This window comes from Aeromonas sp. s11, assembly GCF_040907945.1.
Classification (GTDB): Bacteria; Pseudomonadota; Gammaproteobacteria; order Enterobacterales; family Aeromonadaceae; genus Aeromonas; species Aeromonas veronii.
Genome location: NZ_JBFOCU010000029.1, coordinates 1 through 25,811 on the forward strand (window position 1 = coordinate 1; position 25,811 = coordinate 25,811).

Consider the following 25,811-nt stretch of genomic DNA (forward strand, 5'->3'; position numbering starts at 1 on the left):
TAAATAGCTGTTCCGAATAGTAGATCACCGGAGGAAGGGAACTCAGTCCAGTTTGTGCGATCTGATTAGTCGCTAAACAAAACAAGCCACACCCAAAGGACTGAGTTGATGCCTATCCTACCACCTCTGCCACGACCACAACGGCGCCGCATTCACAAAATCATCCATGCCACCCGTGATAAAGGACATGCTCGTCGCTTGATGGCCATCTTGCTGTTACATGAAGGACGCACGATCACCGATGTTCATCACCTTACCGGCGCTGCGCGCTCGACCATCGGTCGTTGGCTTCGGTGGTATCGAGATGAAGGCATAGATGCGCTAGAAGCCTTACCGGCTGGCCGTGCCCCAGTCTTACCTATCGCCAAGATTGTCACCTTACTGGTGCTGCTCATGCAGTTTTCTCCGCAAGATTTTGGTTATCAGCGCAGCCGTTGGTGTACTGAACTATTGGCTATAAAAATCAATCGGTTAACAGGGCTCAATGTGGCAGCCTCCACGCTCCGCCGATGGTTACCTCGTATGGGCATTGTCTGGCGCAGGCCCGTGCCGACCTTGCGGATAAAAGACCCAGCCTATCAGGAAAAAATGGCGAATATCGACGCCGCGCTGGCCCGCTGTGATGCCGATAATCCGGTGTTTTATGAGGATGAAGTCGATATAGACCTCAATCCCAAATTAGGAGCCGACTGGATGTTCAGAGCGCAGCAAAAGCGGGTTGTCACACCGGGGCAGAATGCCAAGCATTATCTGGCAGGCGTTCTCCACGCAGGCAACGGAAGGGTACTTTACGTCAGCGGGATCAAGAAAAACTCATCGCTGTTTATTGCCATGCTGGAAAAGCTGCGCCACCACTACCGACGAGCCAAAACCATCACGTTGATCCTCGATAACTACATCATTCACAAAAGCAAACAGACCGAGCGATGGTTGAAGAAGAATCCCAAGTTCTGCCTGGTGTTCCAGCCAGTTTACAGCCCTTGGGTTAATCACATAGAACGGCTATGGCACAAGTTACATGAAACCATCACGCGCAATCATCAATGCAGAGGGATGGCAAACCTGCTGGCCCGAGTGAAACACTTCATGGATACCGTGTCTCCTTTCCCGGGGAATGGCTATGGCACAGCGAAGGTGTAGCACTATTGGGATCAGTTATTTAGCATTGTCGCCTCAGTTATTTTTATAGCTTTAATCCAACCTATAATGACATATATTTGGGAGGTAATTTCCTCCACCAGCAATGACTATCTGAACGCACTTGTTGACAAAATGTATAAAAATGCAGCTTTGGGAGAACGTGACTGGGTTGTTGCAACATTTGCCACTGTCGGTGTATACATACCATTTGTGCTTTCTTCATCTAAAAAACTAGCTTATTGGATAAATGAAAAGTCAAACAAAGACAAAACACATAAAATAGAAAATGCAGTCTCTATTACAACACCTTGGATTTGGTGGGGCGCTTTGTTTTTCGGTGTTATTTCTGCCACATTTATTGCCTCTTACATTTACACCGATATGCAATTGAATGCCTCATTTAATCAAAGACTAATGGTTTTATCTCCACATATTACAGAAATAGAACTTAAAAAATATAAAGCAGACTGGGCATCTATGACATCAAAAGCAGACTATCAGATTTTAAATAAGAGACTCCAGACACAAGCGGATAGTTTATCAATTAAGCTACCATTACCGTTGATAAAAGATTAAACTATAAAATAAATAAACTTTCATTGCATAGAAATTTTAGACATGATAAAAGATTTTCTGATTTGGCTATTCGGCCTAAAAATAAACGAGAGAAAAGAGAAGAATGCAATTGAAAAACTTAAAATGAGTATGCGTGCGACAGCAAAATGCCGCTACTTCGCGGCGAGTAGATTGCAAAGGCAAACTCGGTTTTCTTTTTTCACCACAACTATTCTATCTCTAGGTTTAATATTCATACCGTTAATGCAAAATTCAGGAGTAAAGCTTGCTTACAATGCGAACGTACTTGGGATGATGCAGATCTTTTTAGCAGTATCAATCCTCGTTTACTCTGTAGTAATTGCAACTGCTAGATATGATGTCAGAGCAGAAAAGCTAACCGAATGTGGAGATAAACTAAAAGAGTTAATTAGAGCTATTGACCTAGAAATAGACGAAAATAAGACAATCCAAGACTCCAAGTTAAGGATATTTCAAGATAGATATTCTGACATTGCAACAGATACCGAAAATCATATTTCTAGCGATTACAAGTTTGCAATGCTTGAAATGACTCGGGATTACAAAATCACTGGATTGAAACGTTTACAGGTATGGCTTTTCGCCTTACTTCAAACATCAATCCCATTAGCATTACCAGCTGTATTATTATTATTTGAGGTTGCATTTATTACAGATATGGTTGGAGCTACAAGCGTGTTCACCACATACTTGAATGGTGTTGATATAATAAACAAACCGATTCATTAAAATATCCAGCCTCTATTTACGTGCTAAAAACATGCAGAACACCATATATAAAAAAGCCGCCCATTGGGCGGCACTTTTATTAGAGATAACGGGCTAACAGGAATTACCAGCCGGTTACTTCGCGCAGGGCCTTGCCGATATCGGCCAGGGAGCGGACGGTTTTCACGCCAGCATCTTCCAGCGCGGCAAACTTCTCGGCGGCAGTACCCTTGCCACCGGAGATGATGGCGCCAGCGTGGCCCATCCGCTTGCCGGGAGGGGCAGTAACACCCGCGATATAGGAGACCACCGGCTTGGTGACGTGGGCCTTGATATAGGCGGCCGCATCTTCCTCGGCGTTGCCGCCGATCTCGCCGATCATCACGATCGCTTCGGTCTGCGGATCGTTCTGGAACATCTCCAGAATGTCGATAAAGTTGGAGCCCGGGATGGGGTCGCCACCGATACCAACGCAGGTGGACTGGCCAAAGCCCTCGTCAGTGGTCTGCTTGACCGCTTCGTAGGTCAGGGTGCCGGAGCGGGAGACGATACCCACCTTGCCCGGCTTGTGGATGTGGCCCGGCATGATGCCGATCTTGCACTCACCCGGGGTGATCACGCCCGGGCAGTTGGGGCCGATCATCCGCACGCCGGTCTCTTGCAGCTTCACTTTGACATCCAGCATATCCAGCGTCGGGATGCCTTCGGTGATGGTGACAATCAGCTTGATGCCCGCGTCGATCGCTTCCAGGATGGCATCCTTGCAAAACGGCGCCGGCACATAGATGACGGAGGCAGTAGCGCCGGTCGCTTCGACCGCGTCACGTACGGTGTTGAACACCGGCAGGCCCAGATGGGTGGTGCCGCCCTTACCCGGGGAGACGCCGCCCACCAGCTGGGTGCCGTAAGAGAGCGCCTGCTCGGAGTGGAAAGTACCCTGACCGCCGGTAAAGCCCTGGCAGATGACTCGGGTGTCCTTGTTGATCAGTACGCTCATCAGTTGGCCTCCGCTGCTTTGACGACTTGCTGCGCGGCATCGGTCAGACTCTTGGCCGCAATGATGTTGAGGCCGCTCTCGGCCAGCTTGATACCACCCAGCTCGGCGTTGTTGCCTTCCAGACGGACCACGACGGGCACCTTGACCCCCACTTCCTTGACAGCACCGATAATGCCTTCCGCAATCATGTCGCAACGCACGATGCCGCCAAAGATGTTGACCAGCACCGCTTTGACGTTGCTGTCGGAGAGGATGATCTTGAACGCCTCGGTTACGCGCTCCTTGGTGGCGCCGCCGCCGACGTCAAGGAAGTTGGCCGGCTTGCCGCCGTGCAGGTTGACGATGTCCATGGTGCCCATGGCCAGACCCGCGCCGTTGACCATGCAGCCGATGTTGCCATCGAGGGCCACATAGTTGAGCTCCCACTGGGCGGCGTGCGCTTCGCGGGGGTCATCTTGTGACGGGTCGTGCATCTCGCGCAGCTTGGGCTGACGATACAATGCGTTGGCGTCGATGTTGATCTTGCCATCCAGGCAGTGCAGGTTGCCCTGCGCGGTGATCACCAGCGGGTTGATCTCCAGCAGCGCGAAATCGCAATCCAGGAACATCTGGCCCAGACCCATGAAGATCTTGGTGAACTGTTTGATCTGATCGCCGACCAGACCCAGTTTGAAGGCCAATTCGCGGGCCTGATAAGCCTGCGGACCCACCAGCGGATCGATGGCCGCCTTGTGGATCAGATGGGGGGTTTCGTGGGCGATCTTCTCGATATCCACGCCACCTTCGGTCGAGGCCATGAAGACCACGCGGCGAGAGCCACGGTCAACCACGGCGCCCAGGTAGAGCTCTTTGGCGATGTCGGTGCAAGATTCCACCAGGATCTTGGTGACCGGCTGGCCGTTGGCGTCGGTCTGGTAGGTCACCAGATTTTTGCCAAGCCAGTTTTGGGCAAAAGCACGGATCTCATCCTTGCTCTTGGCCACTTTCACGCCGCCCGCTTTACCGCGGCCACCGGCGTGTACCTGGCATTTGACGACCCAGGTATTGCCGCCAATCTTGTCGGCCGCTTCGGCCGCTTCTTGTGGGGTAGCACAGGCATAACCTTCGGAGACCGGCAGGCCATACTCGGCAAACAGCTGTTTTGCCTGATATTCATGCAGATTCATAGATGCTCTATCCGTGTTGTAGGTATTTCCGTCCGGGGCTGGTGTTTCTCAATCCCCTGTGAATGGGGGCCTGGGCGGCCCCTCGTTATCTTTCAATCGCTCGGGTATTACTCAAACGTCCAGCAGCACACTCAGCTCGGGGCGCAAACCCCTTGCCCGGGTGCCACAGGCTTAGACGTCCAGTAACAGACGGGTCGGGTCTTCCAGCAGCTCCTTGACGGAGACCAGGAAGCCTACCGATTCGCGTCCGTCGATGAGACGGTGATCGTAGGAGAGCGCCAGATACATCATCGGCAGGATCTCGACCTTGCCGTCAACGGCCATCGGGCGATCCTGGATCTTGTGCATGCCCAGAATGGCGCTCTGGGGCGGGTTGATGATCGGGGTGGACATCAGGGAGCCGAACACGCCACCGTTGGTGATGGTGAAGTTGCCGCCAGTCAGTTCATCCACGGTCAGCTTGCCGTCACGGCCCTTGCCCGCCAGATCCTTGATGGCCTTCTCGATGTCCGCCAGGCTCATGTTGTCGCAGTCGCGCAGCACCGGCGTCACCAGACCACGGGGGGTAGAGACGGCGATGCTGACGTCGAAGTAGTTGTGGTAAACCACGTCATCACCATCGAGCGCCGCGTTCACTTCCGGATAGCGCTTGAGGGACTCCACCACCGCCTTCACGTAGAAGGACATAAAGCCGAGCTTGATGCCGTGCTTCTTCTCGAAGATCTCGCCGTACTGCTTGCGCAGATCCATGATGGGCTTCATGTTGACCTCGTTGAAGGTGGTCAGCATGGCGGTGGTGTTTTTCGCTTCCAGCAGACGCTCGGCAATGCGCTTGCGCAGACGGGTCATCGGTACCCGCTTGTCGGTGCGGCCACCCAGCGGGGCAACCTTGGCTGCCGGGGCTGCAGTTGCGACCGGTGCGGCTGCCGCAGGCTGGCTCTTGGCCTTGATGAAGGCTTCCACATCATCCTTGGTGATGCGACCACCCTTGCCGGTACCGGTCAGCTTGGTCACATCGATGTCGTGCTCGCCAATCAGGCGGCGCACCGAGGGGCTCAAGCCATCGGCACCATCATCGGCCACCGCTTCAGCGGGTTTCTCTTTGGTCTCTTCACCGGCCACCGGGGCGGCGGTGAGGATGGCAATCAGCTGACGGGACAACACGGTCGCCCCTTCCCCTTGCAGAATATCCCCCAGCACACCGGCTTGCGGTGCCGGCACTTCCAGCACCACCTTGTCGGTCTCGATGTCGACCAGCACTTCGTCACGGGCGACCAGATCGCCCGGTTTTTTGTGCCAGGTGGCGATTGTGGCATCGGCCACTGATTCCGGCAGATCCGGTACCTTGATTTCGATAGTCATCCAATCAGTTCCTTTTTACTTCTATGCCAGAGGCTTTACAGGGTAAGGGCATCTTCCACCAAGGCTTTTTGCTGCTTGGCGTGGACAGACATGTAACCGACGGCCGGTGAGGCTGACGCAGGGCGACCGGCATAACGCAGGGTGGCTCCGGCTGGCAGCACGCCATCGTAGTGGTGACGGGTGCAGTACCAGGCGCCCTGGTTCTGCGGCTCTTCCTGACACCAGACAAAGTCGGTGACGTGGCTGTAATCGGCCAGAATGGCGCGCACTTCCTCTTCCGGAAAGGGGTAGAGCTGCTCAATTCGCACCAGTGCCACATCTTGCTGCTCGGCCTTGCGACGGGCATCGAGCAGGTCGTAGTAGACCTTGCCGGAGCAGAAGACCACCCTCTTGACCGCTTTCGGATCCAGCGCATCGATCTCGCCGATGGCGTTCTGGAAGGTACCTTCCGCCAGCTCTTCAAGCTTGCTCACCGCCAGCGGATGGCGCAGCAGGGATTTGGGCGTCATGACGATGAGCGGACGGCGCATCGGGCGCACAACCTGACGACGCAGCATATGGAACACCTGCGCCGGGGTTGAGGGCACGCACACCTGCATGTTGTGCTGGGCGCACATCTGCAGATAACGCTCCAGACGGGCGGAGGAGTGCTCCGGCCCCTGCCCCTCGTAACCGTGCGGCAGCAACATGGTCAGGCCGCACATCCGGCCCCACTTCTGCTCACCAGAGGAGAGGAACTGATCCACCACTACCTGGGCACAGTTGGCGAAATCGCCGAACTGGGCTTCCCAGATGGTGAGGCCAGCCGGCTCGGCGCTGGCGTAACCATATTCAAAGGCCAGTACCGCGTTCTCGGTCAGCACAGAGTCATATACCTCGAACGGGCCTTGCTCGTCGTGCAGGTTGCACAGCGGAGTGTAGGTGCTGGCATCGGTCTGGCTGTGCAGCACGGCGTGGCGGTGGAAGAAGGTGCCACGGCCGGAATCTTCACCGGTAAAGCGGATGCGGGACCCCTTGTCCACCAGAGTGGCGTAGGCCAGGGTCTCGGCAAAGCCCCAATCCACCAGCTTCTCGCCAGCGGCCATCAGACGGCGGTCTTCATAAATTTTCTCGACCTGACGCTGCAGCACGTGGGTCGCCGGATACTGGCTCACCCGCTCGCCGAGGCTCTTGAGGTGATCCATCGGCACGGCACTCTCATAGGCCATGTTCCAGTCGTGGCCCAGATACGGCGTCCAGTCGACGGAGTGCAGCTCCATCGGCCGCCACTCTTTGCTTACGCGCTCGCCGCGATCCAGCGCTTCGCGATACTCGTTGACCAGTTCGGTCGCCCGCTCCTGAGCGAGGCTCCCCTCGGCCACCAGCTGATCGGCGTAGATCTTGCGCGGTGTCGGGTGCTGTTTGATCTTCTGGTACATCAGCGGCTGGGTAGCGCTCGGCTCGTCCGCTTCGTTGTGACCGTGACGACGGTAGCAGACCAGCTCGATCACCACGTCGCGTTTGAAGGTGTTGCGGTAATCCAGTGCAATCTGGGTCACCAGCACCACGGCTTCCGGATCATCCCCGTTGACGTGCAGCACCGGCGCCTGCACCGCCTTGGCGATGTCGGTGCAATATTCTGTGGAACGCAGGTCACGGATATAGGAGGTGGTGAAACCAACCTGGTTGTTGATGACGATGCGCACCGTCCCGCCGACACCATAGGCGCGGGTCTGGGACATGTTGAAGGTCTCGGCCACCACGCCCTGACCGGCCATGGCCGAGTCACCGTGAATGGTGATGGGCAACACGCTGGAGCCATCCTTGTCACCGCGACGATCCATCCGGGCACGGACCGAGCCGATGACCACAGGGTTGACGATCTCGAGGTGAGAGGGGTTGAACGCCAGCGCAAGGTGGACGTTGCCACCCGGGGTGGCGAAGTCGGAGGAGAAGCCCATATGGTACTTCACATCACCGGTGCCCCAGGATTCGCCATGCTTGCCGGCAAACTCGTCAAACAGATCCTGAGCTCGCTTGCCCAGCACGTTGATCAGCACGTTGAGACGACCGCGGTGGGCCATACCGATAACGGCCTCTTTGCAGCCCTGCTCACCGGCGCGACGGATCAACTCCTTGAGCATGGGGATCATGGCGTCGCCACCTTCCAGGGAAAAGCGCTTGGCTCCCGGGAACTTGGCACCCAGATATTTCTCCAGCCCTTCGGCGGCGGTCAGGCTCTCGAGGAAACGGGTCTTCTCTTCGAGGGTGTAGCTCCCCTTCCCTTCAATGGATTCGAGACGCTGTTGCAGCCAGCGCTTCTCTTCCGTGGAGGTAAGGTGCATGTAGTCGGCGCCTATGCTGCCGCAATAGGTCTTCTTCAGCGAGGCGTAGAGGTCGGAGAGCACCATGGTCTCGCGACCGATGGCGTAGGAGCCCACATTGAAGGTGGCCTCCATATCTGCGCCCTGCAGGTTGTGGAACGCAGGATCCAGTTCGGCAACGGTTTCACGCTGCCACAGGCCCAGCGGGTCCAGATTGGCATTCTGGTGACCACGGAAACGGAAGGCGTTGATCAGCTGCAATACCCGCACCTGCTTGGCATCCACTTGCGGATCGGAGACGGGGGCACTGTAGCGAGAGGGATCCTTGGCCAGACGACGGAAATAATCGCGGACCTGGGAGTGGGGTTGTTCAACCGCATGGCCATTGACCTGGGGCAGCTCGCTAAACAGGCTGCGCCACTCGTCGGACACGGAGTCAGGATTTTCCAGGAAGGATTCGTACAAATCCTCGATATAGCTTGCATTCGCACCAGCCAGGTGAGATGACTCCAACCAGGCCTTCATCACGCCGTTATGCATTTCTATCCCTTGTACTTCTTGTTACTGCTGCGCAGCTTGTAGGGGTCAAATAGCCATCCTGCCACGGGTGGGATGGCTATCCAGAGGTCGGGCCAGCACGTGGCCGGCCCTGATACTAAACAGCCCGATTGAGCAACATCGACTTGATCTGACCAATCGCCTTGGTCGGGTTCAAGCCTTTCGGACAGACGTTCACGCAGTTCATGATGCCATGGCAGCGGAACACGCTGAATGCGTCGTCCAGATTCCCCAGTCGTTCGGTGGTCGCGGTGTCGCGGCTGTCAGCCAGCCAGCGGTAGGCGGCGAGCAGCCCGGCCGGACCGATGAACTTGTCGGGATTCCACCAGAAGGAGGGGCACGAAGTGGAGCAGCAGGCACAGAGAATGCACTCGTACAGGCCGTCAAGCTTGGCGCGCTCTTCGGGGGATTGCAGGTGCTCACGCACCGGCGGCAACTTGTCATCATTGATGAGGAAGGGTTTGACCTTCTCCCACTGGGTGTAGAACTGGGTCATGTCGATCACCAGATCGCGGATCACCGGCAGGCCGGGCAAGGGGCGGATAACGACGTTATTGCCCTTCTTCAGCAGGTCGGAGAGCGGGGTGATACAGGCAAGACCGTTCTTGCCATTCATGTTGAGACCGTCTGATCCACAGACCCCTTCGCGGCAAGAGCGGCGGAAGGCGAGAGTGGGATCCAGCTCTTTCAACTGGATCAGTGCGTCGAGCACCATCATGTCGGAACCTTCAGGAATATCAAGACGATATTCCTTCATATGGGGGACGTTATCAACATCCGGATTGTATCTGTAGACAGAGAATGTGACGTTCATAGGGCTGGCTCCGCAATCAGTAAGTCCGGACCTTGGGCGGGAACGCCTCACGGGTCTTGGGTGACATGTTGACAGCGCGACGGGTCATGGACTCGGTGTCCGGATGATAGAGGCTGTGGCACAGCCAGTTCTCATCGTCGCGATCCGGGAAGTCGAAGCGGCAGTGAGCACCGCGACTCTCGGTACGGAAGTTGGCGGCAACCGCCGTGGCAAACGCCGTCTCCATCAGGTTGTCCAGCTCCAGGCACTCGATGCGCTGGGTGTTGAACTCTTTGGAGGTGTCATCCAGACGGGCTGACTTGAGGCGCTCGCGGATAACCTTGAGCTCGGCCAGCCCCTCTGCCATCGCCGCACCTTCGCGGAATACGGAGAAGTTGTTCTGCATGCAGCGCTGCAGGTCTTTGCGGATCTGCACCGGGTCTTCCCCGTCACGGCAATTTTCCCAGCGGTTGAAGCGTGCCAGTGCGGCATCCAGATCCGACTCGGAAGCATCACGACCGTGCTCCATCTCGCCCAGAGTGTTGACCAGATGCATGCCGGCCGCGCGGCCGAACACCACCAGATCCAGCAGGGAGTTGCCACCCAGACGGTTGGCGCCGTGCACGGAGACGCAGGCAATCTCGCCCACCGCAAACAGACCGACCACCGGCACATCGTTGCCGTTCTTGTCCTGGGTCAGGCACTGGCCATTCACGTTGGTCGGCACGCCACCCATCATGTAGTGGCAGGTCGGGATGATCGGGATCGGCTCTTTGACCGGATCCACGTGGGCGAAGGTGCGAGAGAGCTCGCAGATCCCCGGCAGACGGGATTCCAGCACCTCTTTGCCGAGGTGATCCAGCTTGAGCTTGATGTGCGGGCCCCAGGGACCGTCGCAGCCACGGCCTTCACGGATCTCGATCATGATGGAGCGGGCCACCACGTCACGACCGGCCAAGTCCTTGGCGTTTGGCGCGTAACGCTCCATGAAGCGCTCGCCATCTTTATTGAGCAGATAGCCACCTTCACCACGGCAGCCTTCGGTTACCAGCACCCCAGCCCCGGCGATGCCGGTCGGGTGGAACTGCCACATCTCCATGTCCTGCACGCCGACGCCGGCACGCAGCGCCATGCCGACGCCGTCACCTGTGTTGATGTGGGCGTTGGTGGTGGACTGGTAGATACGACCGGCACCGCCAGTCGCCAGCACGGTGGCCTTGGCCTTGAAGTAGACCACTTCACCGCTCTCCATATCGATGGCGGTACAACCCACCACGTGGCCATCCTGGTTTTTCACCAGATCCAGCGCATACCACTCGGAGAAGACGGTGGTCTTGTTCTTGACGTTCTGCTGATAGAGGGTGTGCAACAGGGCGTGACCGGTACGGTCGGCGGCCGCTGCGGTACGAGCAGCCTGCTCGCCACCGAAATTCTTGGACTGACCACCAAACGGACGCTGGTAGACAGACCCGTTATCGAAACGGGAGAAGGGCAGCCCCATGTTCTCCAGCTCATAGATAGCCTCGGGACCGGTTTTGCACATGTACTCGATGGCTTCCTGATCACCGATGTAATCGGAACCTTTTACCGTGTCATACATATGCCACTGCCAGTTGTCGTCGTGGGCATTGCCCAGCGCAACCGTGATCCCGCCCTGGGCGGAGACAGTGTGAGAACGGGTTGGAAAAACCTTGGACAACAGAGCGCAGCTCTTGCCGGACTGGGCAATCTGCAGCGCGGCGCGCATACCGGCACCACCGGCACCAATCACCACCGCATCAAATTCACGAGTTGGAATAGTCACCTTACACACCCCACAGCACGACGAAACCCGTCATCAGATAGACAAACAGCACCACGACCAGGGCAAATTGCAGCGCCCCGCGCAGCCCTACCGGCTTGATATAGTCAGTCAGCACCTGCCACAGACCAATCCAGGCGTGGATCAGTACGCAGAGCAGGGTCAACAGGGTGAATACCTTGGTGAATGTTTTGGCGAAGAAGCCTGCCCACACCTCGTAGGTGATGTCGTTGAACGCGACAAAGCCCACCAGATAGAGGACATAACAGGTCATGATGAGGGCGGTGGCGCGGATCAGGATGTAATCGTGAACACCGCTGCGCCCGAAGGTTGCAGAATTGGTTACCATACAAGCACTCCCGCCAATACAGCCAGGATCGCGGTGATCACGAAGGCCACGCGGGCGCTCTGATTGCCGGATTCCAGCTCTTCCCAATAGCCCATATCCATGACCAGATGACGCAAGCCGCCCACAATGTGGTATGCCAGCGCAGTCAGGATCCCCCACAGCACGAGTTTGACCAGGAAGTTGTCCATGATGGCAACCACGGTTTCAAACCCTTCGGGAGAGGCGAGTGAAGTACCAAGCATCCACAGCAAGATGCCCAGTGCAACAAAGGTAATGACCCCTGAAACACGGTGCAGGATGGATGCAATGGCAGTGACAGGAAAGCTGATCGTCTGTAGGTCGAGGTTGACCGGTCTCTGTTTGTTTTTCACGCTTGCCCACTCAGCTCCATTGAGCACGTTAGTTATTGTTTTAACTCACACTTGAGGGCACGGAATGGTGATTGTTGGTTTTTTGTTACCAAAACACTCTGAAAAAGCCAAAACGCGAGTTTTCGGTTTCACATCAGGCTTTGCCAAAGCGTTTCAAACACCCGCAGCCATGACCCACGTGGCGCAGTATATCGGCGGCCTTAACCGAAGACAATCAATTAGCTACAAAGAAAACACAAAACCGCAAACTCGATCGCATATTTAATTTAACATTTCATTAATGCCATTAATGGGGTTCCAGCAAAATTGACATTGATAAGGAACTCTGTTTCAAATAAGGCGCTCCAGCCACTTCGGTATGGGTAACAACCTTTGCCAGCGTCATAAAAGTCGTAATAGAGTAGGACTGGAACCAAATTATAAAGAGCAAAGGAGACGTGCTATGGCTGATAAGATAGCCACCCTACACCTGCCCGGAAAAGATCCGGTCGAACTGCCGATCCTCTCCGGCACCATCGGCCCGGATGTCATCGATGTCAGAAAATTGGGATCACAGGGGTATTTCACCTTTGACCCCGGTTTTATGGCCACCGGTTCTTGCAAATCTGCCATTACCTACATTGACGGGGATCAGGGTGTCTTGCTGCACCGTGGTTACCCCATCGCCCAGTTGGCCACCCAGGCCACCTATCTGGAAGTCTGCTATATCCTGCTGTACGGCGAAGCGCCGACCAAGGCCCAATATGCCGAATTCGAACGCCTGGTCACTCGCCACACCATGGTGCACGAGCAGATAGCCTTCTTCTTCCGCGGCTTCCGTCGTGACTCCCACCCCATGGCCATCATGTGCGGTGTGGTCAGCGCCCTCTCCGCCTTCTATCACGATGCCCTCGACATCAACAACGAGCAGCATCGCGAGATCTGTGCCTTCCGTCTGCTCTCCAAGATGCCGACTCTGGCAGCCATGTGTTACAAGTACTCCATCGGCCAGCCGTTCATGCAGCCGCGTAACGCCCTCTCCTATGCCGGTAACTTCCTGCACATGATGTTTGGCGTGCCGACCGAAGAGTACAAGATCAATCCCATCGTTGAACGCGCCATGGATCGTATCTTTACCCTCCATGCGGATCACGAGCAGAACGCCTCCACCTCCACCGTTCGTCTGGCTGGATCCTCCGGTGCCAACCCGTTCGCCTGTATCGCCGCGGGGATCGCCTCCCTGTGGGGACCGGCCCACGGTGGTGCCAACGAAGCCTGCCTGCGCATGCTGGAAGAGATCGGCTCGGTGGATCGCATCCCCGAGTACATCGCCAAGGCCAAGGACAAGAATGATCCGTTCCGTCTGATGGGCTTTGGTCACCGCGTCTACAAGAACCACGACCCTCGTGCCACTGTGATGCGCGAAACCTGCCACGAAGTACTGACCGAGCTGCAGATCAAGGATCCGCTGCTGGACGTAGCCATGGAGCTGGAGCGTATTGCGCTCTCCGACCCCTACTTCGTCGAGAAGAAACTCTACCCGAACGTGGACTTCTACTCCGGCATCATCATGAAGGCGATCGGCATCCCGATGAGCATGTTCACCGTGATCTTCGCCATCTCCCGCACCATCGGCTGGATTGCCCACTGGAACGAGTTCCACTCAGACCCGGACAGCAAGATTGGTCGTCCACGCCAGCTCTACGTGGGCCACCCGCTGCGCGAGTTCACTCCGCTCGAGCAGCGCTAACCACTGCGCTGATATGGTTTGTTACAAAGGCGGTCATTGACCGCCTTTTTGTTTGCCGCTCTAATGCCCCCTTTCGCGTTAAGGAGTCCATTATGAAACCACTGTTTATCAGCGCAGCCTTGCTGCTGACCGCCTGCCAGAGCGCCCCCGCCCCGTCACAGGAAGAGACCCTCTATATCAACAGCCAGTTGGTCGATTGCGTTGGAGTTGGCCCGATGCAGTGCATGCAGGTTCGCAGTGATGAGCAGCAGCCCTGGACGCTGTTCTACCAGAATATCGAAGGTTTCCAGTTCGAGCCGGGCTACCGGTATCAGCTCACAGTCAGCAAAGAGCAGCTCACCGATGTACCGGCCGATGCCCCCTCCGTGCGCTATCAGCTGATCAAGGTGGTGAACAAGGTCGCCAGCAAGTAACAAACACGATCAAAAAAACGGGGGATGGCTGATGCCATCCCCGTTGGTTTATGGGTACTGCGCCTCATCAGGCACGATCAGGTCGGCGCCAACGCCATATGCAGCAGAGGATAGGGCTTGCCCTGACCATCCAGCGGCGAACGACCCGTCACGGTGAATCCCATCTTCAGATAGAAGCCCACCGCCTGTTCGTTCTGCTCGTTGACGTCAACCTGCGTCGCGCCGCCCTGCGTGATGGCATGGGCCACCAGCAAACGCCCCACGCCACTACCGCGCGCCCCGGGAGCCACAAACAGCATCTCCAGCTTGCCCTCTGACTCTCCGCTAAAACCCGTAATCTGCCCCTCTTCTGTGCGGGCACTGTGCAGTGTCACCGCATCGAAGTAGTGCTCCAGAATAAGCGGTTTGAGCGCCAGGATCTCGGCCTCGGGCAGGAAGTGGTGGGTCGCCCGAACAGAGGCCTCCCACAGATCGATCAGGGCCGGATAATCGGCTCGGGATACCGGAACAATCGTCATGAAATAACTCGATATGATAACCAGCGGGAAGAGACACCTTCCCGCTGGCAACGGTGATTAGCGCGCCTGCACCGCCTGCAGCAGCACCGACATATCAGCGCCAAAGTTGCGGCTGCGGATCGCTTCGCGAATATCCGCTTCGCTATAACGGCTGCCCGGATAGACCACCACGCAGGAAGTGTCGCCCGGTTTGAGGAAGTGGGTCTCGCCAAACGGGGTATAGCGAGTGGCACCGATACTGATGAGCGCATGGGGAGGATGTCCCGCCTGCGCCAGCAGTCCCTGAATGTGCTCCGCCGGCCCCTCATCCTGCTGATGATTGAACTTGTCGATAGCCCAGTCGAGCAGCTTGCCATGGAAGTAGCTGTAGTCGATGGCGGCGCTGTCTACCCCGTAAGCGTGCAGCTCGCCATCGCGCTCCAGATAGCAGGCGATACGATAGTCATCGAGCTCGCAACCGGCGGCAAAACCGGAAAGCGGCAGCAGGTTGGCCGCCAACCCCTTGCTCGCTTCGCCCCAGTTCTTCTTCTCGCTGATCTTCTTGGCGTTGGGACGGCGGATGGAACAGTCGTTATAGGCACCAAAGGCGCGGGGATGGATCGCCACCACCTGCTTGCCGGCATACTCCAGCTCGCACCAGAGGGCCACTTCCGGCTCGATCTGCACCTTCTCGTCACCGCTGACCGCCGCTTCCGGCAGGAAGATCGCCTTGTCGCTCAACGGGAATACCCCGAGCTGACCCGGATGGCCCGGCACGAAGAAGGGGAACAGCGCCTTGGGCGCGGTGGTATCGCGCACCACGACCGCTACGAAGTCCGACGCTTCACCCGCCTGCTCCAGATGACCGGCGAAATTGCCCGCGACCCCGAGTCCAATAAACTTGCTCTCTGCTGCTATCTGCATCTTGCTCACCTGCATCTTGCCAACGCAAGGTAGCAGGCTCGTCGCCCACTACCGCTAAAGTGGCAAGATTAAACCACAAGGACCCCGCCTTCGCCCAGTCCGGCCCTGTCGTGGTGTGCGCCAGTCCGCTTTTTTAGGGACGAGAAGGCTGTGGTGAACCAGCCATTGCGCACTCATTCAGCTACGCGGTCACCGCGCTGGAAACAGTGCGTTTCCGGCATCTCCCCTCTTTCTCCTTGGGACTCAACTTCATCTTTGTTAGGCTGCCGGCATGCAAAACAACTGTGCGCTTGAGTGCGCCACTGCTCATCACGGCAACCCCATTGGAGAGAAAACAGATGATCGACAAACTCGCCTGGCTCACCTTTAAAGATCAGCAACTGCTCTGCGCCCGCTCCCACGGCAAGGGCATCTATTACATCCCGGGCGGCAAGCGGGAACCGGGCGAGAGCGACGAGGCGGCGCTGATCCGCGAAATTGAGGAGGAGCTGGCTGTCACCCTGCAACCCGACACCCTGCGCTTTGCCTGCGAATTCAACGCCCAGGCCGATGGCAAACCGGCAGGTGTCGAGGTGAGACTGCGCTGCTACACCGGCGAAGCTAGCGGCACCCCAATCGCCTCGGCCGAAATTGCCGAGCTGCGCTGGCTCGACAGCTCTCACCTCGATGAGCTCTCCCCCGTCTCCCGCCTGCTGTTTACCTGGCTGGTTGAGCAGGAGCTGATCCGCTGACTAGCCGTACTCGCGGCGAGCATAAGTACCTACCGCATATGAACCAACGGTGGCAATCAGCCACATAACAGCGCAACGACAAGGATGTCAGATGGATATTGTGGAAGTTAATAGCGCAGCGACTTACCAAAGCGCGCTCATCGCCCTGCTGCAAGATTGTGTCGATAGCGGCGCCTCGGTCGGTTTTTTACCGCCGCTGACCACGGAGGAATCTACCCGCTACTGGCAAGGAGTTGAAGCTGATCTGGCGGCAGGTCACCGAAAGCTGTGGCTTGCCCTTGAGCAACCACAGATTGTGGGAGCGGTTCAGCTCGCGCTCTGTGGCAAGGCCAACGGTCGCCACCGGGCCGAAGTGGAAAAATTGATGGTACTGCAAACGGCGAGAGGTAAAGGTGTCGGTCGTGCGCTGATGCTAGCAATGGAACAAGGCGCCCATGCCGCGGGCCGTTCGCTGCTGGTGCTGGATACTCGCGCCGGTGATGTGGCCTCCCACCTCTATCGTCAACTCGGCTATCTGGAGGCGGGCCAGATCCCGAGCTTTGCACGCAACGCCGATGGCTCTCTTGCTGCGACCGTCATCTTCTACAAACCGCTCTGACCATCCCCTATCCCTTATCCAAATACAGCAGGGCCGCACCAAGCGGCCCTGCTTGTTGCCAGCGTGACTGTTTGTTGCAGCAATATGGCTTGCGACGGATTGCCATGATACGGTCATTGCGCCTGTATGCCTCAACACCGCCAATTGCTCGCCCCAAAAAACAACCAAACAAACAGAAAGATTAATTAATGATTAAAACGCCCCCCCTTTTCTTCTTCATCTATTGCCTCATCAGGCGTATCGTAAGAGACCCATTTGATAATCAATTTATGTTGTTCACTGCCTTGAGGAATAATGGATGCCCACTTTGCCCCGTACAGTTACCTCCCCCAAAAAGTTCATCATCGGTCAACACCTTCTCCCGCAACTCCATGAGCACGTTAAAGATTTTGGTGACTATGCGTTGCTCATCAGCGATGAGTTCATTCTGGAGCGGGTACGGGAAGAAGCTTTGGCAGGGCTCTTGCAGGCAGGCCTCAGGGGAGTGGTCGACAAGTTTCGCTACGAATGCACCGAACAGGAGATCCACCGCCTGACCCACCTTGCAGAGCAATATGGTGCGAACGTGATTGTCGGGATCGGCGGCGGCAAGACGCTGGATGTCGCCAAGGCCGTGGCCTTCTATCTGCGCCGTCCGGTTGTGCTGTTCCCGACGATTGCCTCCACGGATGCCCCCTGTACGGCGCTGGCGGTGATCTACAACCAGGCGGGTGAATTTGAACGCTATCTGTTCCTGCCGCAAAATCCGGACGTGGTGCTGGCTGACACGGCGATCATTGCCGCCGCCCCTCCCCGCTTCTTTTCCGCAGGCGTTGGTGATGCTCTGGCCACCTATTTCGAGGCGCGCGCCTGCTATCGGGCGGACGGGCTCAATCTGGTCGGCAAGCGCCCTTCACGCACTGGCCTTGGTCTGGCACAGCTCTGTTACGAGCTGCTTGGTGAAAACATCGAGCTGGCCATGGATGCAATACGCCACCATGTCTCGACCCCGGCGCTTGAGCAGGTTATCGAGGCCACCATCTACCTTAGCGGGGTCGGCGCAGAAGCCGGTGGACTGGCCGCCGCTCATGCAATCAACAACGGCATGTCACTGATCGCGGAGCTCCATCGTGCCCAGCATGGCGAGAAGGTGGTCTTCGGCCTGCTGACCCAACTCGTGCTTGAGCGCGCCCCGCAACATGAGCTTGATGAGGTGTTTCGCATCATCGACTGTGCAGGTCTGCCCATGACGCTGCAAGAGCTGGGGCTCACCCACTTTGATGAAAACGAGTGGCGCAAGGTGGCGCAGTTGGCTTGCGATCCTCTCGATACCATGGGCAACATGCCAATGACAGTGAGTGAACAGGATGTCTACGCCGCCATGGTAGCGGCCAATGCCATGGCTGAGCGTTATCGCCTCCGCCATCCCCGCGCCTGATTGCTTGCCGCACTAAACAGGCAAACAGTAAAAAGGCTTGCCCATTGGCAAGCCTTTTTCATTTGCATCCCATCCCTTGTCGGGATAGACGAACGTCCGCGCTGACTCAGGGCAGTTTCACCGCTCGCACCGCAACCTCTGGCAGGGCGAAGGCATCTTGCGCGGCGATCAGCTGCAACTCGTAAGCCTGCTGGCGCCAAGTCTCTTGCAGCACCGCATCCACCGAGGCGTTGGTGCGCTCGAACGCGCTGACCGCATCGTGGCCGGCCAGCAAATTCGCCAGCATCAGGGCGCTGATAAGATCGCCAACCCCCACCGGCTGGCGGGCAAAGTCATAAAGCGGACGGGCAATCAGGTAATCCCCTTGCGGGGTGGCCAGCAGCATCTCGAAGCGGCTGGAGTCCTGCGCCGCACGACCGAGATGCTTGACCAGCACCAGCTTGACGCCGCGAGCCAGCAGCTGATGGGCAGCCGCGCGGGTCTGATCCAGATCAGCCAGATGGGTATCACAGAGGGTCTCCAGCTCCAGCAGGTTGGGGGCCATCATGTCGGCCACCGGCAGCGCCTGCTCGGTCAGGAAACGGGTGACGCCGGGAGCAACGATACACCCCTTCTCCGGGTGCCCCATCACGGGGTCGCAGAAGTAGATGGCATCGGGGTTGGCCGCCTTGACGGCGTTGACCACGGTCAGGATCTCGTCCCCCTGTTCGGCGGAGCCAAGGTAACCGCTCAGCACGGCGTCACACTGGCTCAACACCTCGATATTGCCCAATCCTTTCACCAGCGCACTGATATGACCCGCCGGCATCGCCATTCCCTGCCACCCCTGGGCATATTGGGTGTGGTTGGAAAACTGCACCGTGTTGATGGGCCATACATCCATGCCGAGGCGACGCATGGGGAAGACGGCCGCGCTGTTGCCGGCACAACCAAAGACCACGTGGGACTGAATAGAGAGAACGGATTTCATCGGGAATACCACAGCAAAGGATCAGCAAGGTGGGCAATATATCGGATGAAGATAACGATGCGCCACCTTGGCGCGGGATGAACAGGCAATTTCCTGACTAAAGACAGGTTTTTTACGCCATTTGGCCCACGCCGACAAGGTGAGCGGAGCCATGATGCGCCGCGTCCGTCACATCCCGTTGCGTTCAACAGCATGAGGGGCAAAGTGATAGACCCATCCCTCATCACAAGGCATGTCGCTGGGGGGCTGAATCAGCTCAGGCAACACCGCCACCTTGCCACCAGCGGCATACTGCAGCGCCATCAGGGCGCAGAGCGCCGCATCGTAGCGATCGGTGCCGACCTGCACATCCGCAGGCAGCAGCGCCGCCAGCTCGGGGCGTGCCGAGGATGCCTTGCCGCCCACTTTGGCCAATGCCGGATAGACCTCCAGCACGGCGCGACTGGCCTTCGGGGCAACGGTCGGCACCAGTTGCAGATCCGAGAGCCGCGGCAGCATGGAGAGCGCCAGGGTAGCGTTGTTGCCGAGCCGGTCGAAGGTGGCCGACAGCGGCTTCTTGCCGTACTGCTGATACAACCAGCGCTCGCAGTCGCGATAGGCATAGGGGTTATCTATCTCCCGCTCGGGAGCGGCGCAGCTGTGTGGCTGGCCGTTGAGCAGATCCCTCAAGGCGCGGGGAAAAGCGAGCGGCGCATCGATACCGAGCGCCAGTTGCGGGCAGGCTTCTACCTGCATCAGGGTCAGCTCGTTTTGCAGGGCGGGACGCAGCAGAGCGGCCAGATCCGGCGCCACCCGCGAGCTCAGACGAAACAGCGGCGACACCCCGAGCCAGTGCAGGCGGTTGGAACCGGCCTGCCAGCCCACCACGGCCACCGCCTGGGCACTGCCCTGCCAGCCACGCACATCCCAGCCGATCCCAATTGCACTCATCTGCCCTGCCGTCATCAATTACCTCTGTTCGCCTGTCACAAGTTGCAAGAGACACAGGGTAATCAGCAGAGGCCCTTAACGCAAAGCGAACCGCCCACTCAGAACGATTTCTGGAAGTTCACCAGCGGCAGAATGGGGAACACACCGTTGGCGGCATAGTTGGCCAGCCCGATCTGCAAGCCGTCGAGGTGCTTGGTCGCATTGATAAAGCCAATCTGGAAGGTGGTACGCTCGGCATAGTTGACGAAGCCAACGTTGGCCAGCGCATTGCCCTTGGCGATATTGACCGCCCCCCAGTTAAGCCCCTGCACATTGTTGGTCAGGTTGACCAGCCCCAGATTGACGCCGGTATCCTGCCCTTCGTGCCAGTTGATGGCGTTGATGGCAACTCCGCCAAACTGGTGGCGCACCCTACCGGCACCGAGAAAGATCCCGAGCTGCAGGCCGCTGAACTGATCCACATCGGAGAGGGCGAAGATCGGCAGATCAATACCCTTCACCTGACCGGTCCGACCGTAGAGCAGCGAGGCGCGCGCCCCTTCCACCTGATGGGACGCGGGCAAATTGACCCCGGGCAGCGAGACCTGCACCGGAGTACTGGCCTGCGCGGCACCGCACAGGGTCAGGGCGCTGCATGCCAGCAGCAGGCGGGAGAGTGTCATGGGAAGTTCCTTGGGCCATTGAGAGTGACCCGATCCTAACAGTAAGGGGCTAGTGTGGGCACACCAGCAGGGACGAGGTGCGTCACGATACGTCACGGGTGGCCCTCTCACCTCTCCATCAGGTCTTGCGAAAGCGCCACCTCAAGGACAATCGGCCACTTTTTCGCAGCGAGTGGCCCCTCTTCCTTTCTTTGCCTGAGCGAACTGCCTAAAATAGTCGCCCTGCTGTATCCGGCATTCATCCATCTAGAGGATTTCCCATGGAGACGTTTCTGCTCGAAGGTCACCCCTTCGTTGCCTTGTGTGACCTTATCAAACATCAGGGGTGGGCCGATTGTGGCGGCGCCGCCAAAGCCCTCGTTGCCGAAGGGCTGGTCGAGGTGGACGGTCAGGTTGAGACCCGCAAGCGCTGCAAGATCGTGGCCGAACAGGTGGTCAACTTCAACGGCATGAAGGTCGTGGTGAAAGAGGGCGTCAGCCCGGAGATTGGCTAAACCCGTTTCGGGGAGCCACTCTCCGGCAACCCGCTAGCTGGCCTTGACTGACAGGGTCAACACAAAACGCGCCATCGCCTCATCCCCGTTCAATGACGGGCAGGTGGCCACCACCCGGATGGGGCGATTGATGCGCTGACCGCTTGCCAGCGACTCGTCGATCATGGCGTCAATCTCCTCCCCCGCTGCGCAGTCGAACTGCACATCCCCCTCCGGTCGTTTCAAAAACTCCCCCTGCACATCCTTGAAGGCGAAGTGCACCTTCTTGCGCCGCTGCCGCCCCTTCTCCATCACCAGCAGACCGCCTACCAGATCGGCGCCGGTCGCCAGCGCGCCAAAATACATGCTGCCCAGATGGTTGCGGGTACGCCAGCCAAGGGGAATGCGAATGCGCAGCGCCTTGGCGTTCATCTCTTCGATGATCGGGGCACAAAACCCGATAACGGGAATGTAGCGCCAGGCAAACAGCCGGAGCGCCAGATTGGCTTTGAAGCGTTGCAAATCCATATGCGAACTGATCCGATGAGTTAATGTAAACGACATGTTGCCTGCATCTGCGCCATTCGACAAGCACAGGGTTCACGGTTACGACCTTTTGTCCAACGCAAAAACAGAGGGAACCGCACCGGTTCCCTCTTTGTCGTTCATGTCGCTGTTACAGCAAATGTGCCGCTCAGGCGCGTTTCTCTTCGAGCCAAGCCCCCTGACTCTGCATCTCGAACAGCTGGGCATAGTGACCGCCGAGGGCCATCAACTCACCATGGGTACCCCGCTCATTCACCTGACCGCGGGAGAGCAGCAGGATCTCGTCCGCATCGACGATGGTCGAGAGGCGGTGGGCGATGGCGATGGTGGTGCGGCCACGACGGGCGGCAGAGATCGCCTGCGACAGCGCCAACTCGGTCTGGGAGTCCACGCTGGCCGTCGCTTCATCCAGAATGAGGATACGCGGATCTCCCACCAGTGCACGGGCAAAGGAGAGCAGTTGCCGCTGACCGGCGGAGAGGTTCTTGCCACCCTCCTCCATCAGGGTGTTGATCCCCTGTGGCAAGCTGCGCACAAACTCGGCCAGCTGCACCTCGCTCAGCGCCTGCCAGAGCCGCGCGTCATCTATGCCGGCGCGGCCGAGACGCAGGTTCTCCGCCAGGGTGCCGACGAAGATAAAAGGATCCTGCTGCACCAGCCCGATGCTGCGGCGCACCGCCGCCAGCGACAGGGTATCCAGTGCGTGCTCATCGAAGCGGATCTGCCCCTGATCCAGCGGATAGAAGCCCATCAGCAAGCTGATGATGGTGGACTTGCCGCTGCCGGTATGGCCCACCAGCGCCAGCATCTGGCCCGGTTTTGCGGAAAAACTGACCTCCCGCAGCACCTGTTGCTCACCATCGTAGGAGAAGCTCACCCGCTCGAAACTGACCCGTCCTTCCAGCGGGCGCAGCTCGCCCTCGGTGCTCTCGCGGGTTTCATCGAGCAGGGCAAAGACCCGCTCCCCCGCCACCATCGCCTGCTGCAGCTGGTTGAGCTGGTTGGTCATCTCGATGAGCGGCTCGATCATCCGCCCCAGATAGCTGATAAAGGCGTAGAGCACCCCCACCTGAATGGCACCGGCGTGGCTCACCCCCTCATGGGCGAACAGCGCCAACAGACCGATCAGCACCATCATGTAGAAGAGATCAATGAGCGGGCGCAGCAAAATGCCGTTGATCTTGAGGCTCTTGATCCGTGCCGACCAGTGCTGCTGGTTCACCTCGGCAAAGGCCTTGGCGAAATGGCGCTCCTGCACCATCGCCTGAATAACCGGCATCCCCTGCAGCGACTCGTTGAGGCGGCTGTTGATGTCGGAGAGCAGGCTGCGAGTCGCTCGCACCACCGGCACACTCAGTTTCTGGTAGAGCCACATCACCCCGCCCACGGCGGGCAGCAACAGGGAGCAGACCAGCATCAGCCGCAGATCCAGCAGCGCCATGGAGATGAGGATGCCGCACAACAGCACCACCTTTTGCACCAGCAAGCCAATCACCTGCACATAGAGGTTCATGATCGCCTCGGTGTCGTTGGTGATGCGGGAAATCAGCGAGCCGGAGCGATGCTTGTCAAAGTAGCGGGCCGGCAAACGGATGGCGGTAGCAAATACCTGCTCGCGCAAAGTTTGCACCACCGCCTGAGCAATGCGATTGAAGCGCAGGGATTGCAAATAGAAGCCCGCCGCCGACAGCACCTGCAAACCCAGATAGCCCGCTGCAATCAGGGCTATGGTGGGCAGCACGATATTGCGAGGCGCCAGATAGTCATCGATAAAAAGCTTGATCAGCAGCGGTCCGGCCACTTCGGCGCCGGTGGCAAGCAGCAAACAGATCCCCGCCTGAATAAGCCAGCGAGGATACTGGGCGCAGTAGGCGAGCAGTCGTTTAATGGTCGGATTCACAGGCTCTCCTCCACCGCTTCTTCGAGACGCTGGTAACGCACCATATCTGCATACCAGCCATTGTGCGCCATCAGGGCACCGTGATGACCCCGCTCGCTAACGGTCCCCTGCTCCAGCACCAGGATCTCGTCGGCCTGCTCCACCGCCGTCATGCGATGGCTGACCAGGATCAGGGTGCGACGATGGGCTTTGAGGGCATGCAGAATTTGCTGCTCAGTGTGGGCATCCACCGCCGAGAGCGCATCATCGAGCACCAGAATGGGCGCATCCAGCAGCAGGGCGCGGGCAATGGCCAGCCGCTGTTTCTGACCGCCGGAGAGGGTCACCCCTTTCTCCCCCACCTCGGTCTCATAGCCCTTGGGGAAACGCACAATATCATCGTGGACACAGGCAATGCGCGCCACCCGTTCGACCTCCTCGCGGCTCGCATCGGGTTTGCCGAGGGCAATATTGGCGGCGATAGTGGTGGAAAACAGGAATGGCTCCTGCGGCACATAGGCAAACTGGCTGCGCAGTGTGGCGAGCGGCAACTGGTCAATCGGTACGCCCCCCATGGCTATCGAACCGTGAGTCGGATTGGCAAGGCGCATCAACAGCTTGAGCAGGGAGCTCTTGCCTGCCCCGGTGCGCCCCACCACCCCAAGCATCCCCCCTTGCTTGAGGGTAACGTCGATATCCGCAAGCAGGGTGCGCTGCTCAAGTTGATAGCTCACCCCTGTGATCTGCAAAGGAAAGGCAGAGGTAAACGCAGCAGGCTGGGCGGGCTCTTCGATATCGCTACGCTCCCCCAGCAGGCTTTCGATACGGGAGTAGGCGGCGCTGCCCCGCTCGATGATGTTGAACAGCCAGGCGATGGCAAACATCGGCCAGATCAGCTGGCCAAGGTACATGGTGAAGCTGGTGAGCTCACCCAGGGTCAACTCATCGCGCAGCACCAGCACACTGCCCCCCGCCACCGCGAGGAAGTAGGAGCAACCGATACAGAGATAGATGACCGGATCGAATTTGGCATCGATGCGGGCCACAGCCATATTGCGCTCCCCCGCCTGTTTGGTCAGCTCGGCAAAGCCTTCATCTTCCAGCGATTCAACCGCATAGGATTTCAACACCCGCACGCCGGAAAGGGCCTCCTGGGTCTTGTTGTTGAGCCTGGAGAAGGCCCCTTGCGCCGCCTTGAACTGGGTATAGATCTGGGTGCCGAAGCGGTTCATGAAATAGGCCATCACCGGCAGCGGCAGCAAGGAGACCAGCGTCAACTGCCAGGAGTACTGGCTGCACATGATGGAGAGCACCAATACCCCGACCATGATGGAGTCCACCAGAGTCAGCACCCCTTCGCCAGCGGTCATCTCCACAGCCTGAATGTCATTGGTGGCATGGGCCATCAAATCGCCAGTACGGTGGCGCTGATAAAAATCGGGGCTCATCCGGGTGAAATGGCTGAAAAGGCGATTGCGCAACACATAGGCCAGACGGTAAGAGGCACCAAACAGCATCACCCGCCAGACGTAGCGCAGCAGATAAATCAGCACACCCAGACCAAACAGCCCCGCCAGATAGCGCATCAGGGTACCATTGTCGAGACCACCCCTGGTGATGCCATCCACCACCCAGCCCACCACTTTGGGCGGAATAACGGTCAACAGGGCCACCATCAGCAGCAGGGAGATGGCGGCCAGATAACGGGGCCACTGCTCCTTGAAAAACCAGCTCAATCGTAGAAATACGCTCACACCACCAACCTTTAGCGCTCTCTGCCCGTGACCGCTCCAAGGAGCGGCCATCAGAGAAGCCACGCAGAAATAGAAGAATGAAAACAATCGCCTCCGGCTGGAGGCGATTCGAACGAAAGCTCATCATATCCCGAACCGGGATG

Annotated in this window: 25 protein-coding genes; 9 read left to right on the plus strand and 16 right to left on the minus strand. The window is 58.0% G+C overall.

Annotated features, from left to right (window positions below; translation table 11 throughout):
- Positions 1-108: 108 nt before the first annotated feature.
- The 3 genes from AB5Y84_RS08995 (at position 109) to AB5Y84_RS09005 (ending at position 2,466) form a co-directional block, all read left to right on the plus strand.
- Positions 109-1,140, plus strand: a complete 1,032-nt coding sequence (locus AB5Y84_RS08995) for an IS630-like element ISAhy2 family transposase (RefSeq protein WP_001809438.1) — start codon at positions 109-111, stop codon at positions 1,138-1,140.
- 66 nt (positions 1,141-1,206) lie between these two features.
- A complete protein-coding gene (locus AB5Y84_RS09000; RefSeq protein WP_368176800.1) occupies positions 1,207-1,716 on the plus strand; it encodes a hypothetical protein in 510 nt (169 codons plus the stop codon).
- A gap of 42 nt (positions 1,717-1,758) precedes the next feature.
- Entirely contained in the window at positions 1,759-2,466 is a 708-nt protein-coding gene (locus AB5Y84_RS09005) for an SLATT domain-containing protein (RefSeq protein WP_368176801.1), read from the plus strand.
- Between the two features lie 103 nt (positions 2,467-2,569).
- On the opposite strand, the gene sucD is transcribed toward AB5Y84_RS09005, so the two are convergent.
- From sucD to sdhC, 8 genes are all read right to left on the minus strand, one after another.
- Positions 2,570-3,442: a succinate--CoA ligase subunit alpha gene (gene sucD, locus AB5Y84_RS09010; RefSeq protein WP_005333542.1), complete on the minus strand. Its 873-nt coding sequence runs from the start codon at positions 3,440-3,442 to the stop codon at positions 2,570-2,572.
- The gene (sucC, locus tag AB5Y84_RS09015; RefSeq protein WP_005361097.1) at positions 3,442-4,608 is read right to left on the minus strand and encodes an ADP-forming succinate--CoA ligase subunit beta; all 1,167 of its coding nucleotides are present in this window, start codon (positions 4,606-4,608) and stop codon (positions 3,442-3,444) included. Before sucC ends, sucD begins: the two co-directional genes overlap by 1 nt.
- A gap of 171 nt (positions 4,609-4,779) precedes the next feature.
- On the minus strand, positions 4,780-5,970 hold the full coding sequence (gene odhB / locus AB5Y84_RS09020; RefSeq protein WP_005333546.1) for a 2-oxoglutarate dehydrogenase complex dihydrolipoyllysine-residue succinyltransferase: 1,191 nt from the start codon (positions 5,968-5,970) through the stop codon (positions 4,780-4,782).
- 35 nt (positions 5,971-6,005) lie between these two features.
- Complete coding sequence (sucA, locus tag AB5Y84_RS09025; RefSeq protein ID WP_005333548.1) at positions 6,006-8,813, minus strand: 2-oxoglutarate dehydrogenase E1 component; 2,808 nt, start codon at positions 8,811-8,813, stop codon at positions 6,006-6,008.
- A 115-nt stretch (positions 8,814-8,928) separates the two neighbouring features.
- Positions 8,929-9,645, minus strand: a complete 717-nt coding sequence (locus tag AB5Y84_RS09030) for a succinate dehydrogenase iron-sulfur subunit (RefSeq protein WP_005333549.1) — start codon at positions 9,643-9,645, stop codon at positions 8,929-8,931.
- Positions 9,646-9,661: 16 nt separating this feature from the next.
- Positions 9,662-11,428, minus strand: coding sequence for a succinate dehydrogenase flavoprotein subunit (gene sdhA / locus AB5Y84_RS09035; protein ID WP_013723668.1), 1,767 nt, complete (start codon positions 11,426-11,428; stop codon positions 9,662-9,664).
- Between the two features lies 1 nt (position 11,429).
- Positions 11,430-11,774: a succinate dehydrogenase, hydrophobic membrane anchor protein gene (gene sdhD, locus AB5Y84_RS09040; RefSeq protein ID WP_005333558.1), complete on the minus strand. Its 345-nt coding sequence runs from the start codon at positions 11,772-11,774 to the stop codon at positions 11,430-11,432.
- A complete protein-coding gene (gene sdhC / locus AB5Y84_RS09045; RefSeq protein ID WP_005333571.1) occupies positions 11,768-12,145 on the minus strand; it encodes a succinate dehydrogenase cytochrome b556 subunit in 378 nt (125 codons plus the stop codon). The genes sdhD and sdhC overlap by 7 nt, the downstream gene beginning before the upstream one ends.
- 442 nt (positions 12,146-12,587) lie before the next feature.
- Here sdhC and AB5Y84_RS09050 point away from each other — a divergent pair, with 442 nt between their 5' ends.
- A complete protein-coding gene (locus AB5Y84_RS09050; protein WP_257724985.1) occupies positions 12,588-13,874 on the plus strand; it encodes a citrate synthase in 1,287 nt (428 codons plus the stop codon).
- A gap of 92 nt (positions 13,875-13,966) precedes the next feature.
- Positions 13,967-14,287 (plus strand): DUF4377 domain-containing protein, encoded by a 321-nt coding sequence (locus tag AB5Y84_RS09055; RefSeq protein ID WP_129503911.1) that lies wholly within the window; start codon positions 13,967-13,969, stop codon positions 14,285-14,287.
- A gap of 77 nt (positions 14,288-14,364) precedes the next feature.
- Here AB5Y84_RS09055 and AB5Y84_RS09060 read toward each other — a convergent pair whose 3' ends face one another.
- Positions 14,365-14,805, minus strand: coding sequence for an acetyltransferase (locus tag AB5Y84_RS09060; protein WP_158112477.1), 441 nt, complete (start codon positions 14,803-14,805; stop codon positions 14,365-14,367).
- 57 nt (positions 14,806-14,862) lie between these two features.
- Positions 14,863-15,708, minus strand: a complete 846-nt coding sequence (locus AB5Y84_RS09065; RefSeq protein WP_368176802.1) for a DUF5718 family protein — start codon at positions 15,706-15,708, stop codon at positions 14,863-14,865.
- 338 nt (positions 15,709-16,046) lie between these two features.
- Between AB5Y84_RS09065 and AB5Y84_RS09070 the strand changes: the two genes are divergently transcribed.
- The 3 genes from AB5Y84_RS09070 (at position 16,047) to AB5Y84_RS09080 (ending at position 18,454) form a co-directional block, all read left to right on the plus strand.
- Positions 16,047-16,439: an NUDIX domain-containing protein gene (locus tag AB5Y84_RS09070; RefSeq protein ID WP_069529935.1), complete on the plus strand. Its 393-nt coding sequence runs from the start codon at positions 16,047-16,049 to the stop codon at positions 16,437-16,439.
- A gap of 91 nt (positions 16,440-16,530) precedes the next feature.
- Positions 16,531-17,037 (plus strand): GNAT family N-acetyltransferase, encoded by a 507-nt coding sequence (locus tag AB5Y84_RS09075; RefSeq protein WP_128835595.1) that lies wholly within the window; start codon positions 16,531-16,533, stop codon positions 17,035-17,037.
- A 298-nt stretch (positions 17,038-17,335) separates the two neighbouring features.
- Complete coding sequence (locus AB5Y84_RS09080) at positions 17,336-18,454, plus strand: glycerol dehydrogenase (protein ID WP_139407812.1); 1,119 nt, start codon at positions 17,336-17,338, stop codon at positions 18,452-18,454.
- Positions 18,455-18,560: 106 nt separating this feature from the next.
- Here AB5Y84_RS09080 and pdxY read toward each other — a convergent pair whose 3' ends face one another.
- The 3 genes from pdxY to AB5Y84_RS09095 form a co-directional block, all read right to left on the minus strand.
- On the minus strand, positions 18,561-19,424 hold the full coding sequence (gene pdxY / locus AB5Y84_RS09085) for a pyridoxal kinase PdxY (protein ID WP_019446110.1): 864 nt from the start codon (positions 19,422-19,424) through the stop codon (positions 18,561-18,563).
- A 168-nt stretch (positions 19,425-19,592) separates the two neighbouring features.
- Entirely contained in the window at positions 19,593-20,369 is a 777-nt protein-coding gene (locus AB5Y84_RS09090; protein WP_337072883.1) for a DUF429 domain-containing protein, read from the minus strand.
- An 83-nt stretch (positions 20,370-20,452) separates the two neighbouring features.
- On the minus strand, positions 20,453-21,016 hold the full coding sequence (locus AB5Y84_RS09095; RefSeq protein WP_337072884.1) for a phaC PHA synthase: 564 nt from the start codon (positions 21,014-21,016) through the stop codon (positions 20,453-20,455).
- A 260-nt stretch (positions 21,017-21,276) separates the two neighbouring features.
- On the opposite strand from AB5Y84_RS09095, the gene ybcJ reads away from it, so the two are divergent.
- Positions 21,277-21,510 (plus strand): ribosome-associated protein YbcJ, encoded by a 234-nt coding sequence (gene ybcJ, locus AB5Y84_RS09100; RefSeq protein WP_005361116.1) that lies wholly within the window; start codon positions 21,277-21,279, stop codon positions 21,508-21,510.
- 33 nt (positions 21,511-21,543) lie between these two features.
- Here the strand turns inward: ybcJ and AB5Y84_RS09105 are convergent, their stop codons facing one another.
- The 3 genes from AB5Y84_RS09105 to AB5Y84_RS09115 all read right to left on the minus strand — a co-directional run bounded on the left by AB5Y84_RS09105 (position 21,544) and on the right by AB5Y84_RS09115 (position 25,668).
- Complete coding sequence (locus AB5Y84_RS09105) at positions 21,544-22,017, minus strand: DUF4442 domain-containing protein (RefSeq protein WP_180342937.1); 474 nt, start codon at positions 22,015-22,017, stop codon at positions 21,544-21,546.
- A gap of 166 nt (positions 22,018-22,183) precedes the next feature.
- Positions 22,184-23,935, minus strand: a complete 1,752-nt coding sequence (locus tag AB5Y84_RS09110) for an ABC transporter transmembrane domain-containing protein (protein ID WP_279490695.1) — start codon at positions 23,933-23,935, stop codon at positions 22,184-22,186.
- On the minus strand, positions 23,932-25,668 hold the full coding sequence (locus AB5Y84_RS09115) for an ABC transporter transmembrane domain-containing protein (protein WP_368176803.1): 1,737 nt from the start codon (positions 25,666-25,668) through the stop codon (positions 23,932-23,934). The genes AB5Y84_RS09110 and AB5Y84_RS09115 overlap by 4 nt, the downstream gene beginning before the upstream one ends.
- Positions 25,669-25,811: the final 143 nt, after the last annotated feature.